This window comes from Chitinophaga eiseniae, from assembly GCF_900167135.1.
Lineage (GTDB): Bacteria > Bacteroidota > Bacteroidia > Chitinophagales > Chitinophagaceae > Chitinophaga > Chitinophaga eiseniae.
In genome coordinates this window covers 71003-84456 of sequence record NZ_FUWZ01000005.1, presented here as the reverse complement: position 1 = coordinate 84456, position 13454 = coordinate 71003, and the positions used below count along the sequence as shown (strand labels likewise).

11 protein-coding genes and 1 tRNA gene are annotated in these 13454 nt (G+C 51.2%); 5 read left to right on the top strand and 7 right to left on the bottom strand.

Annotated elements, in window-relative coordinates:
* Positions 1–44: 44 nt before the first annotated feature.
* Positions 45–1058, bottom strand: a complete 1014-nt coding sequence (gene murB, locus B5D63_RS26500) for a UDP-N-acetylmuramate dehydrogenase (RefSeq protein ID WP_235021633.1) — start codon at positions 1056–1058, stop codon at positions 45–47.
* A 41-nt stretch (positions 1059–1099) separates the two neighbouring features.
* On the opposite strand from murB, the gene B5D63_RS26495 reads away from it, so the two are divergent.
* Together B5D63_RS26495 and B5D63_RS26490 are read left to right on the top strand one after the other, a co-directional pair.
* On the top strand, positions 1100–1756 hold the full coding sequence (locus tag B5D63_RS26495; RefSeq protein ID WP_078671888.1) for an NAD(P)H-binding protein: 657 nt from the start codon (positions 1100–1102) through the stop codon (positions 1754–1756).
* A gap of 14 nt (positions 1757–1770) precedes the next feature.
* Positions 1771–3744 (top strand): hypothetical protein, encoded by a 1974-nt coding sequence (locus B5D63_RS26490; RefSeq protein WP_078671887.1) that lies wholly within the window; start codon positions 1771–1773, stop codon positions 3742–3744.
* Here the strand turns inward: B5D63_RS26490 and priA are convergent, their stop codons facing one another.
* The 3 genes from priA to B5D63_RS26475 form a co-directional block, all read right to left on the bottom strand.
* Positions 3745–6186, bottom strand: a complete 2442-nt coding sequence (gene priA / locus B5D63_RS26485) for a replication restart helicase PriA (RefSeq protein WP_078671886.1) — start codon at positions 6184–6186, stop codon at positions 3745–3747.
* Positions 6183–6956 carry a lysophospholipid acyltransferase family protein gene (locus B5D63_RS26480; RefSeq protein WP_078671885.1) on the bottom strand — a complete coding sequence of 258 codons (774 nt, stop codon included), beginning with the start codon at positions 6954–6956 and terminating at the stop codon, positions 6183–6185. Before B5D63_RS26480 ends, priA begins: the two co-directional genes overlap by 4 nt.
* 275 nt (positions 6957–7231) lie before the next feature.
* Complete coding sequence (locus B5D63_RS26475; protein WP_078671884.1) at positions 7232–7681, bottom strand: DUF4258 domain-containing protein; 450 nt, start codon at positions 7679–7681, stop codon at positions 7232–7234.
* Positions 7682–7782: 101 nt separating this feature from the next.
* Here B5D63_RS26475 and mtaB point away from each other — a divergent pair, with 101 nt between their 5' ends.
* The gene (gene mtaB / locus B5D63_RS26470) at positions 7783–9060 is read left to right on the top strand and encodes a tRNA (N(6)-L-threonylcarbamoyladenosine(37)-C(2))-methylthiotransferase MtaB (protein WP_078671883.1); all 1278 of its coding nucleotides are present in this window, start codon (positions 7783–7785) and stop codon (positions 9058–9060) included.
* A 164-nt stretch (positions 9061–9224) separates the two neighbouring features.
* Here the strand turns inward: mtaB and B5D63_RS26465 are convergent, their stop codons facing one another.
* From B5D63_RS26465 to B5D63_RS26455, 3 genes are read right to left on the bottom strand one after another with little or no spacing between them, the layout of a single operon-like run.
* Positions 9225–9833: a DinB family protein gene (locus B5D63_RS26465; RefSeq protein ID WP_078671882.1), complete on the bottom strand. Its 609-nt coding sequence runs from the start codon at positions 9831–9833 to the stop codon at positions 9225–9227.
* Positions 9834–9889: 56 nt separating this feature from the next.
* Positions 9890–10531 (bottom strand): leucyl/phenylalanyl-tRNA--protein transferase, encoded by a 642-nt coding sequence (aat, locus tag B5D63_RS26460; protein ID WP_078671881.1) that lies wholly within the window; start codon positions 10529–10531, stop codon positions 9890–9892.
* A 15-nt stretch (positions 10532–10546) separates the two neighbouring features.
* On the bottom strand, positions 10547–10855 hold the full coding sequence (locus B5D63_RS26455; RefSeq protein WP_078671880.1) for an ATP-dependent Clp protease adaptor ClpS: 309 nt from the start codon (positions 10853–10855) through the stop codon (positions 10547–10549).
* A gap of 168 nt (positions 10856–11023) precedes the next feature.
* On the opposite strand from B5D63_RS26455, the gene B5D63_RS26450 reads away from it, so the two are divergent.
* A complete protein-coding gene (locus B5D63_RS26450; protein ID WP_078672352.1) occupies positions 11024–13186 on the top strand; it encodes a cation:proton antiporter in 2163 nt (720 codons plus the stop codon).
* A gap of 192 nt (positions 13187–13378) precedes the next feature.
* Positions 13379–13453, top strand: a tRNA-Val gene (locus B5D63_RS26445).
* The last annotated feature ends 1 nt before the right edge of the window (position 13454 follow it).

Here is a 13454-nt window from a genome sequence, read left to right as displayed (position 1 = left end):
ATGGAATCATCCATCACCCTTCTTTATCACGATTTTTAAACAGATCACAGGATATTTACCTCGCGCTCCAGCTCCACCCCGAATTTCTCTTTCACACTGTCCACCACCTGCCGGGACAGCGCATAGATCTCGCTGCCTTTGGCATGGCCGTAGTTCACCAGCACCAGCGCCTGTTTGGCATGTACGCCGGCATCGCCTTCACGGTAGCCTTTCCAGCCACATTGTTCAATCAACCAGCCTGCTGCCAGCTTAAAATATCCGTCCGCCAGCGGATAAGCCACCACCTGCGGGAAAGCGGCTTTCAGCCGTTCATATTGCACCGCATCTACCGACGGATTTTTGAAGAAACTACCCGCATTCCCGATCTTGGCCGGGTCCGGCAGTTTAGACGTACGGATATTGATCACCGCCTGGCTGATAGCCTGTATTGACAGCTCTTTTACGCCCATGCGTTCCAGCTCTTCGTTGATAGCGCCGTAGCTGGTATTAAAACGCGGCACCTTGTTGAGCCGGTAAGTAACGCTCAGGATAACGAACTGGTTACGGTATTGTTTTTTGAAGACGCTTTCCCTATACCCGAATGCACAGTCATTGTTCGAAAACGTGATCACCCTGCGGTCTTCCAGGTGCAGCGCTTCCAGCGAATGAAACGTATCTTTTATTTCCACGCCATAAGCGCCGATATTCTGCATGGGACTGGCGCCCACATTACCCGGTATCAGCGACAGGTTCTCCACCCCGGCCATATCAGCAGCAAGGCAGTACCGCACAAAGCCATGCCAGTTTTCGCCCGCGCCGGCTTTCACATATACGTGGTCGTTATCTTCGCTCACCACCTTCATCCCCTTGATTTCATTTTTGAGCATAAGCCCGTCGAAATCCTGTGTAAACAGGATGTTACTGCCACCACCGAGGATCATCCGGGGCAGCCCCTTTGCCCGTGGCTCGTCCAGCAATGCCAGCAGTGCCGCCTCGCTGTCAAACGAAGCGAAGTAACGGCTCGTTGCCGCGATGCCAAATGTATTATAGGGTTGCAGTAACACGTTTTCTGATACCATAATAGCTTAACTTTATACAGAGCAAATATATCTGAAATTGTATGAAAACTGCTATCGTCATCGGTGCAACAGGTCTTACCGGTACTCACCTCGTAGCCGCGCTGTTGCAGGACAACTATTTCAGCAAGGTAAAGGTGCTGGTACGGCAGCCCTGGGCCCATCAGCACGCGGGGCTGGAAAGCGTTATCGTTGACTTCGATGACGAGCAAAGCCTGTCAGCCGCTATAGAAGGAGATGTATTTTTTTCCTGTATCGGCACCACCATCAAAAAAGCCGGCACCCAGGAAAATTTCCGGGCGGTAGACTACGGCATCACCACCAGATGCGCCGCTATCGCCCGCCGCAAAGACATCCCGCAGTTCCTCATGATCTCTTCCATCGGCGCCAATCCCAAATCTTCCAATTTTTACCTGCGCACCAAAGGACAAACGGAAGAAGCCATCCTGGCCATGGAATTCATCGGCACCTATATTTTCCGCCCCTCCTTTCTCATCGGTCAGCGCAACGAGTTCCGCTTCGGAGAATGGCTGGGTAAGTATCTTATCCAGTTGTTCTACTTCCTGCTGCAGGGCCGCTGGAAAAAATACAGGGGTATCAAAGCCGCTACCGTAGCCCATGCCATGGTGAGGGTCGCCAAACAGTTCGACCCCGGCATACACATCTTTGAATCAGATGCCATACAAAATTTAGGAATTTAGATACCTTCGCTATCATGAAACGACTTATATTCTTTCTCTCCGTTATATATATTGCCGGCTTTCCAGTTCTCACATCTGCCCAGATCAACAACTACTATCCTGATACCTGGAAAGAAAACGCCCGGCCCGAAACACCGGTCCTCAGCGGTGCGGCAGCGGAGGCGCCTTATTATATCGCCAGCTATAAGATAGTGCGTGACTTCAATATCACCAATCGCGATAAAGCAGAGGTGGTTACCCATTATAAAACGGTTTATAAAAGAATACACATCAACTCCGCCGCTGCGGCCGACAGCCTCACCCAGCTGGCGCTGACGCTGGAAAACGGAGAACTGCTGCGGGGCTTCCGCATCCGGTCGCTCCTGCCCGACGGCAAAACGATCAATCTCACCGATCAGACAAGGTCCCTCAAACTCAATGACGGCCGTACTGCCGTGGTAGTCAATAATATCCAGGTGCAGTCCGGCGGGGAACTGGAATATGAGCTCAGCCTGAAAGTGATGTTCGATTATGCCGGCGCCGATTATCTCCAATCCGGCATCGCCAGCGGCCAGATCCAGTTTATGCTGGTAGCGCCCCGTAACCTGCAATTCAATTTTCACGCGGCCAACGGCATTTCCGGCATTACCGACAGCATCGCGGGTAATAACCACTACCACCGGGTAACGGTACAGAATGTGCCGGCACTGAAAAACAACGACTTCTATTATTTCCTGCCACAGCTGCAACGCATCGATTTTGCGCTGAGCACCGCCGTGGAAGGCAGGGATACCACCCGCCTCTCCTGGCAGCAATTCGGACAGGACATTTATATCCCCTACGTTTCGGTAGATAAAAACGAACAGAAACAACTCGTAAAAGAGCTGGACCGCTGGCCCTTCCTGAAGTACCGGCTGCCCGTTCCCCAGCTGATTTACCTGGTAGAACAACATATTAAATCGAACTACAGCCTCCGGCCATCGGGCGATTTCTTCGAGGCGCCCGACCTGGGCACCATCATCCGCAATAAACAAACAGACCGGAACGGAATGATCAAACTGATGATGGCGGCATATTACACGCTCAACATACCTGTACAGCTGCTGGTGACCGCTTCGCGGGATACCATCCCCTTACAGAAAGACCTGGTCAACCGTGCCGCAGCCAATAACATCCTGCTGTATTTCCCTGCGCAGCAGCAGGCGCTGGCGCCTACGGAAATGAATACACGCTATCCTTGCTATCCGCCGCTGTGGGGCAATACCCTGGCGCTCCGTTGCCGCGATACGCTGGTAGGCGCAGAAAATAAAGTACTCACCGACTTTATTGTAACGCCACAACCGGCCTACACTTTCAGCAACAGCACCCTGGAAGCCAGTCTCGGCTCCTTCACCCATCCCGTATGGAAAATCAGCCAGTCGTTCGGCGGCTACGGCGGCAGCAACGTTAAAAACGCTTTCATACAGGCCAACACTACTGAACTACGCAACAATATCTTCAACGCGCTGCTGCCTTTCATGCCCGGCGCCCGCACCGTCGTGTCTGTAGAAGCGCAGAATGAAAAATTCACCAACGCGCCGCTCGACAAACCCGTGGTTATCACCAGCTCGCTGGAAACGCCCGGTCTCATTGTCCGGGACGGCGACCGCTACATGCTCGGCATCGGACAGCTGCTGGCCGGACTGCAGAACTACCAGTACACGCTACCGGAAGGCGACCGCGCAGCACAACTGGCTTTTCCCTATTACCAGGAAAAGCGGGTGCACATTGACTTACCGGCAGGGTACACCCTGGCAGACAAGTCCCTTTTTACGGCAGACATCTCCCATAACAATATACTGGGACTCAAAATGAGATGTGAAGAAGAAAACAGCCGGTTGCACATTTTTATTATTGAATGGTACAGCCAGAGCGAGTTGAAAGGGGAAGACAAAAAGACGCTGGGAAATATTCTCGACCGCCTCAAAAAACTACAGCAACAACAGCTGACGCTGGTGAAGAAACAATAATTATACACAGTCCACGTCCGGCACAATGACCACCGAACGGAAACGTTTCTCTGCCAGCAGGTGTACGAAAAATTCGCGCAGCACATTTTTCACATGAGCGATCACCTTACCGTCGCGCGGCAGTTTAATCAGCATCTCCTGCAGGTAATTGTTCCGGACCCGGGCCACCAGCGGCGCGGCAGGTCCCACCAGTTGCGCCCCTATATGCGGTTGCAGCCACCCTGCCAGTATCTGCGCCGCCTGTTCCACCACCTGCTGGTTCTTATGGCGCAACGTAAGTTTCAGCACCCGGAAAAAGGGCGGATAACCAAACTGTTGCCGCTCAGCTATCTCCGCTTCGTACATGCTTTTGTAGTCGTGTTCTTTTACAAAGTGAAGAATGTGGTGCCGTGTGTTGCTGGCCTGTATCAGTACCTTGCCCATGCCGTGTTTACGGCCGGCGCGGCCGCTCACCTGCTCCATCAGCTGGAAAGCCCTTTCATTCACACGGAAATCGGGATAACTCAATAAACTGTCGGCACTGAGGATGCCCACCAGGTTCACATTGTCGAAATCCAGCCCTTTCACCACCATCTGGGTGCCTACCAGGATATCGATTTCCTGCTCTTCCAGGAGCCGGATCATTTTATTGTGGCTGTCCTTGTTGCGGATAGAATCAACGTCCATACGGGCGATACGCGCTTCGGGGAACAGCTGCTGCAGATCGTCTTCTATTTTTTCAGTACCAAAACTTTTAGGGATGAGCGATTGTGATCCACAGGCTTCGCAGGTATACACATACGGATAACGGGTGCCACAATAGTGACAATGCAGCTTGTCCTGGTTACGGTGATACGTCAGCGATACATCGCATTGTTTACAATGCGGTATCCAGCCGCAGGTGGTGCACAGCAGGAAGGGCGCATAGCCGCGGCGGTTCTGGAACAGGATCACCTGTTTTTTCTCTGTGAGGCTCTGGGTGATCGCTGTTTTTAACGCCTGCGTGAAATTGCCGTCCATGGTTTTTTCGGCCATTTCCTGTTTGATGTCCACCACTTCAATGGCAGGCATCTGTATGCCGCCGAAGCGTTCATTCAGCTCCACCAGACCGTATTTGCCCTGTTGCGCGTTGAAATAGGATTCCAGTGCCGGTGTGGCGGAACCCAGCAGCACTTTGGCTTTAAAGAGGCTGGCGTAGTAGATGGCCGCATCACGCGCGTGATAACGGGGGGCGGGGTCCTGTTGTTTATAGGAAGCGTCGTGTTCTTCGTCGAGGATGATCAGCCCTAGGTCGCGAAAAGGCAGCAACAGGCTGGAGCGGGCGCCCAGCACGATCTGTACTTCTCCGTTCTTTACTTTGTTCCATATCTCCACCCGTTCGTTGTTGCTGAAGCGGGAGTGGTAGATGGCGATGCTGCTGCCGAAATGTTTCTGCAGCCGGGTGATGATCTGCGCGGTGAGCGCTATTTCGGGCAACAGATACAGCACCTGCCGGCCGGAAGCCAGGCATTCTTCCATCATTTTCACATATATCTGTGTTTTGCCGCTGGAGGTAACGCCGTGCAACAGGGTGACCTGTTTTTCTTCAAAATGCCGGCGAACAGCCTGCAAAGCTACTTCCTGGGCAGGGCTCAGGCTGAAATCGATCTGCGCGTCCACTTTACCGGTACGGATCCTGTCAACCGTTCTTTTCTCTATCCAGAGAATATTTTTGTCTACCAGCCCTTTCAGTTGAGCCGTAGTGGCGCCGGACTTCTTCAGCAGATCGTTCTGTCTCACGTCGCCTTCCGTTTTCTGCAGGTGCAGGTAGGCCAGTAACAGTTCCATTTGTTTCGGGGCACGGCCCATATCATTGAAGAGCGCCGCCAGCTGTTCCTCGTTATGATAGTCTGCATGCAGCTGCACGAAGTTCTCTTTTTTTTCACGGTATACTTCTTTCAGCTCTTCGTAGATGAGGCAGACTTTTTCCTCGATCAGTTTTTTGATCACGGAATACACTTCCGATTTATCAAGGATGAGCTGCACTTCTTCTATGCGCAGCTCTTTGCGGATATGCAGCGCCTCTGCGATGAGGTATTCGTCGTCATCGAGCGCGGTAAAATCATCGCCGTAGGCGTCATTATATAATAACAGTGTTTCGCTGGACAGCTTCAGGTGGGCAGGGAGGGCTGCATTGAGCACTTCCCCTTCGCTGCACATATAGTAACTGGCTATCCATGACCAGAAGGCTAACTGTGTGGGATATACGACAGGATCTTTGTCCAGCATATCCAGCAATGGCTTGGTTTTATAGGCAGGCGCCTGTTCGTGCACCGCTTTTACGATGCCCGCATATTTTTTCTGTTTTCCCAGCTGTACTGCCACACGGCTTCCCGCCTGTAAAGCATTTTCCATGCTTTCAGGGACTGCATAAGTGTAATTTTTAGGAAGGGCCAGCGGCAGTATTACATCAGCGTACTTCATCCTACGGGTTGCAATGTTGGGTAATGGCGGTATTTCCGGAGCTCTCTGTCCATGATATCGTAGGTCTGTTGTTTCAGGGTGTTGATATCATCGAGGGTGAGCCCTGCCACCGGGATGGCTGGCAGAAATACCACACGGCATTTGCCGGGGTTGAGATGCATTGGGCCGGAATGCGGCAGCCGGTCTCCGGCATCTACGTATAAAACAGGTTTGATAGGTATCTGCATTTCAATGGCCATTCTGAAGGCGCCGTTGTGGAACGGGCGCAAGGGCTCATTGGATTCGTTGGTGGTGCCTTCCGGGAACACGAGGATAGAGATGCCGGCTTTGAGGGCGCTCATCATCTCACGTACGCTGCGGGCACGGGCTGCTGCGTTGGAACGGTCCACCGACACCACGGAATTTTTATAAATAAACCCGAAAGCCGGTATTTTAGCCATTTCCACTTTCCCCAGCGGCCGGAAAGGAAGCCGCATCACTTTTACGGCGATGGCCGCGTCCAGGTAAGAACGGTGGTTCACCACATAGATACAGGGCTCTTTATCCTTTTCTTTTCCACCGTCATATTTACGGGTTACCCGCATTCCCACCGCCGGAAACCACACATGGGCCCAGAAGCGGAGAAAATAAAAGATGATATTGCCACCTTTCTCCTTCCCCAGCAAAGACGCCAGAAAAATTGGCGGCAGGATCAGAAACATGATGGACAAGAAAACGATAGCGGCGTACACAACATAAATTACACGCAACGGTTTCAATAGAAAATTCATAAACGCCTTGTAGAAATGTGAATGATGGCGGAAAACTACGACTTTTTTCCCGCATTGTCTCGCAAAGGAGACATAAGGCCTTCATTTGCTGTTAAGCTCGCAAAGGAACATAAGACCTGTGTTTTCTTTTTAAGCTCGCAAAGGACCACCTTATATTTAATTACTTACTTATTTGTTCTTCAATCAAATAACGTAGATAACAAAATAATCCGCTCGGGTCTCCGCCCCTTTGCGTGCTTAAAAAGAAAACACAGGCCTTATGTTCCTTTGCGTGGCTAATCGCAACTGCAGCTCCAGTCTTTTTCCAGGTCAATACAGGTGATCACCTTAGCGTGCTGAGGATCGCAGGGAGCAAATACAATACGCAGGTGCTGGCCTTCGTGGGAATAACCTTCCAGGGCATAGGTGGGGCACGGCTGGTCGTTAGGATTGGATTTCTCCGGGTTGATCCTGCCGGTAGACAGGATTTCCTGCACTTCCTCCCGGGTCACATGACGGCAATCCATCCGACAAATGGCGTGTTTTGTGTATTCCAGACGGGCCTGGCGGTTCAGCAGTCCTTCCGATACATTGGCAGACATCCTGCCGGAAGGTGTTACCACAGGCTTATCTGTAATGGGCGCGGAAGCCTTTTTATCACTTCCTTTCCACCATTCCTGATGCCATCCGGCAAACAATAATATTCCCAGTAATATAACGGGCAGGTACTTTTGCAATGATCTCATATTCAATAAACGGGACTCACCTTTTAAGAAAAGCGGCCCTAAATTACTTAAAATTACTTACCTAACTATGACATAAAAAGTTCCTACCTTTGCCATCCTTTATGGAACAGGTTAAAACAGTAGCATTTCATACACTCGGCTGTAAGCTGAATTTTTCAGAAACCTCTACTTTGAGCAGGTTGCTGGAACAGGATGGGTTTGTCAAGACGGATTTTGAGAATACGGCAGATGTGTATGTGATCAACACCTGCTCTGTGACCGACAATGCTGATAAGGAATGCCGGCAGCTGGTGCGCCGTATTCAGCGCCGCGCGCCGGAAAGCATGGTGGTCATCACCGGCTGTTACGCACAGCTCAAACCGGAGGAAATCGCTTCTATCGAAGGGGTGGACCTGGTACTGGGCGCCGCGGAAAAATTCAATATCACCGAACACCTGAAATCTCTTACCAAAGGTAACAGCGCCAAGATCTGCTCCTGCGACATCGAGGATGTTAATACCTTCCATGCTTCCTATTCCGTCAACGACCGTACCCGCACCTTCCTGAAAGTACAGGACGGCTGCGATTACAGCTGCACTTTCTGCACCATCCCCATGGCCAGAGGTAAAAGCCGCAGCGACAGTGTTGCCAGCGTGGTAGACAACGCCACGCAGCTGGCCGCCAGCGGTGTAAAGGAAATAGTGCTCACCGGCGTAAACCTCGGCGACTTCGGCAAAGGCTTCACCGGCGGCAAAAAAAGAGAAGAAACTTTTTATGAACTGATACAGGAACTGGACAAAGTGGAAGGTATCGAACGTTACCGCATCTCCTCCATCGAGCCCAACCTGCTTACCAACGAGATCATTGAATTTGTGGCCAACAGCCGCCGGTTCATGCCTCATTTCCATATACCGCTGCAGAGCGGCAACAATGAGATACTGGGCCTCATGCGCCGCCGCTACCGCCGCGAGTTGTATGCGGAAAAAGTAGCGCTGATCAAACAGTTCATGCCACATTGCGCTATCGGTGTAGACGTTATCGTAGGTTTCCCCTCCGAAAGCGACGCCCATTTCCAGGACACCTACGACTTCCTCCACGATCTCGACGTGTCTTACCTGCACGTATTCACTTACTCCGAACGTGCCAACACGCCCGCACTCGACATCAAACCCGTAGTGCCGGTCAATATACGCCACGAACGCAATAAACAACTGCGTAACCTCAGCCACAAAAAACAACAGTTCTTCCAGGAACAACATCTCAACGAAACCCGTAAGGTGCTGTTTGAAAGCCACAGTAAAGACGGCATGATGGAAGGTTATACGGATAACTACATCCGTGTAACGACCCACTTCCGCGAAGAATGGGTAAACCAGCTGGTGGAATGGGAACTGAGATAAAGCAGGCGTTGTCATCACCCCGGCCACAAGGCCAGCTCCAATAAAGAATTTCATGCCCTCTCTGTATCTTGCTGCGTGTGCTTTGCAGCAGGTTCCCCATATCATGCTGCTGAAAAAAGATACGGAGAGGGCGCTATGATATTTACATCGCCTGAGCGGCGCTATTATTTGGGAAAGCCCGGATCAGCCTTCACTTCATCGATCTGCCTGATATGCCGCCTGGTATGGGCCGCATTAAACAACAACAGCTGGTAAGCGTCCACTGTGCCCAGGTTGGGATCGTCTGTGATGTGCTCCCGCAACTGATCGTTGGTGTTGGTAACATAATCAATCAGCTGGTTACGCTGCGCCACAAAAGCGTTGATAGCGTCTGCCGGCGCGGCATAATTATGTTTGGGCATACCAAAGGGTGGTGTTTGTTGTTTCTGGCTGCGGTCTTCGATCATCTGCAGTAATTTCTCATCCGTAAATTTCAGGTCTTTCTTACGCTGTGGATTGGCAGGCTGCGTCACCAGTTTTTTTTCTGCGTCCATCATTAGTTGTTCGATGATGGTAAGATGTTCCACGCAATCGATGATAGACCATCGGTCGGGCGCCGGTTTGAATTCCAGCTGGGCGTCTGTGAGCCCTGCAACGTCTTTCAGCAGCTGGTCTTTGGAGTCTTTGAGTTGCTGGATCAACAGGGTTTTGTCTTCATGTTTTACGGGATGCGGCGGAGGGAGGATAAAGCCCGAAAACAGTACTACGGCCAAAGATAAAAGCACTTTTTTCATTGTAGTAAGTTTAGGTGGAGAAATGGGGTCGGTAAGCCACCACAAAGCTACAAAAATCAGGGCATTTCTATCAGTTCCAGGAAAGTGTGGCGCGGGATGAAACCTGCGCCCAGCGAGGCGAGATGTTCCGTTTCCACCTGGCAGTCGATCAACTTCAGTTCATCTGCGTACGCCCGCACAAACGTGATAAAAGCCGCTTTGGAAGCGTTGCTCACATCCGCAAACATGGACTCCCCGAAGAAGCAAGCCCCTATTCTGATACCATACAGACCGCCCACCAGCTCGTCATCCATCCAGCTTTCCACAGACATGGCATAGCCTGCCTGATGCAGGCGGATATAAGCTTCCTGCATCTCCTCGGTGATCCAGGTGCCGTCCTGCCCGCGGCGGGGAATACGGCTGCACCGCTCGATGACAGCGGGGAAAGCGGCATTGTAGGTAATACGGAACTGGTTGCGGCGCAGCACCTGTTTCATACTGGAAGAGACTTTCAGGTCGGCCGGAAACAATACGAAACGGGGATCGGGACTCCACCAGAGAATAGGACGTTCGTCAAACCAGGGGAAAATGCCGGAGCGGTATGCCAGCAGCAGTCTTTCCATAGAAAGATCTCCGCCCACGGCCAGCAGGCCATCCGGCTCAGCGAGATGTACCGGAGGGAAAAGCAGTTGTTTTTTATTGAGACGGAAAACGGGCATGGAAAACAAAATCGGTTAGCGGTCCGCCATCTCTTCGATAGTGGCGCTGATACCTCTTTCCACCAGCGCTTCCCACATCGGGCGCAGCTTGGTGTATTCCCCTTCCTTCACAGCATATTTACCATTATGATGGATAATAAGGGCGCATTGCTCCGCCTGTTGGTGGGTATGGCCACATACCTCAATCAGGGAAGCGATCACCCAATCGAAGGTATTAACATCATCATTCCACACGACCAGACTGAAGGGGAACTGCTCGTCTTCTGCCACGAGTACGTCCTCCAGTTCTTCCGTAAATACCTGTGTATTAGTTCTTTCGCTCATTTTTAAATAAAGCTTTACGCAAAATTACATGGATTATTCGTTAATTTATTCATATTTGACCCAGAGAATTGATTATTTAAGATTTGTTTATTTTCATGTTTGCTGTTTCACCCCGCTGTTTGGCGCCGGAATGGTAACCAGATAATAAACAAAATAACAATGTGTTATATGGCCCATAGCTTGGTTTTATTGATGGATACCCATCTGCCGCTGAAAGATCCGGTACCTATTTTTTCATTGGTACTGTTCATTATTCTGCTCGCCCCGATTATTCTCCGCAAATTCCGCATTCCCAGTATTATCGGGCTGATACTCGCCGGTATGGCTATCGGCGAGCATGGGTTTGGTGTGATTGAAAAGGGCAGTATCGATCTTTTTGGCAAGGCGGGCTTACTGTATATCATGTTTCTCGCCGGCCTGGAGCTGGATATGACGGAATTCCGCAAGAACCGTTACCGCAGTATGGTTTTTGGGGGCCTGACCTTCTTCATCCCGCTGTTGCTGGGTTTTGTGGTGTGCACGTACATACTGCACTTTAACTTCAAGGCCACGCTGCTGGTATCCAGCATGTTTGCCACCCATACGCTGGTAGCCTACCCGCTGGCCAGCAGGCTCGGTATCACCAAAAACGAAGCCGTGACCGTAGCCGTAGGCGGTACCATCATTACCGATACCGCCGTACTGCTGATCCTGGCCATCATCACCGGGGCGCAGGCAGGTAACCTCAACACATATTTCTGGGTAAAGCTGGGTATTTCCCTGTCGATATTCGCGCTGATCATCCTCTGGGTGATGCCCATGCTTGGCCGGTGGTTTTTTAAGAAGATCAAGGACGATAAGACCTCCCATTTCATCTTTGTACTGGCCCTCGTGTTTGCCGCCGCCTTCCTTGCGGAACTGGCAGGCGTAGAAGGCATTATCGGCGCATTCCTTGCCGGACTGGCCCTCAATCAGCTTATCCCGCATACCTCACCGCTGATGAACCGTATCGAATTTGTAGGCAACGCCCTTTTTATTCCGTTCTTCCTCATCAGTGTAGGTATGCTGGTAGATCTCCGCGTATTGCTGAAAGGCCCTGAAGCGCTCATCATCGCCGGCGCCCTCACTATCATGGCGCTCAGCAGCAAATGGTTCGCCGCTTTCTTTACACAGCTGATCTTTAAATACAGCCCCACCCAACGAAACGTGATCTTCGGCCTCAGCAGCGCCCACGCCGCAGCCACCATCGCCGTAATCCTCATCGGTTTTAATATGGGCATCGTAGATGAAAATGTGCTCAACGGCACCGTGGTGCTTATCCTCATCACCTGCCTGGTAAGCTCTTTCGTGACCGAAAACGCCGGCCGCCGACTGGCCCTCCAGGAAGCGGAACAGAAACCTGAACTGCCCGACCAGCCGGAACGTATACTGGTACCCGTTTCCAACCCGGAAAGAATTGAAGCGCTGCTGGACTTTGCCGTCATGATCAAAGACGCCAAAGTAGCTACGCCCATCTATCCGCTGGCCGTGGTGCAGGACGACGAAGAAGCGCGGGACAAAATCCATCTCACCAACAAAATGATGGAGAAAGCCGTGATCCATGCCGCCGCCACAGAAAGCAACGTGCAGGTAGTCACCCGCATCGACCTCAACGTATCGGATGGCATCGCCCGCGCCGCCAAAGAACTGATGATCAGCGACGTGATCCTGGGCTGGACAGACAAAACCAGCACCACCGACCGCCTCTTCGGAAATATCTTCGGTACCACCATGGACAACGTATTACAGAGCGTATGGGAAACCGTATACGTGTGCAACTTCCTGCACCCGCTGAGCACCACCAAAAAAATGGTGCTCGTACTGCCGCCCAATACAGAATATGAACTGGGCTTCCTGCACTATCTGCAGAAAATGTTCCTGCTGGCCAAACAGGCCGGCGCCAAACTACTGGTGTTTTCCACCCCCCGGACAAAGTCACTCACAGAAACTTTCATCACCCAGTCCAAACTAAGCGTCGAGGTCACCTTCAAACCCTTCGACACCATCGAAGACTTCCTCATCCTCTCCCGTGAAGTGACCCGCGACGACCTGGTAGTAGTGGTGACCGCCCGCAAAGGCACCCTCTCCTATCATGCATACCTGGAAAATATTCCGGCGAAAGTAAGCCGTCATTTTAAAGACAATAATGTTATCCTGCTATATCCGGAACAAACAGAAATTGATTACCTCGAAGCAGGACTACAGCCGGACGACCTTACCCTGGCCCCAATACAGGAACAACTGGCCAATCTGAACAAACTCGGAAAAGCCTTCAAACGCATCTTCAAAGGCCCTAAAAACAAAGGGTCATAATCGTACATTATGTATACAATTCATCATTCATATCAGGAACGATAAATATTTTTCAACCGCTTCAAACCCTTTATAATAAAGGATTTGAAGCAAACACCTCCCTAATAACCGAAAAAATATTTGGTAGAATAAAAATAGTTTATACCTTTGCAATCCCATCGAACGAAAGGCTCGACGGTAAACAAGAAAGAAGGGAGCTTAGCTCAGCTGGTTCAGAGCATCTGCCTTACAAGCAGAGGGTCACTGGTTCGAATCCAGTAGCTCCCAC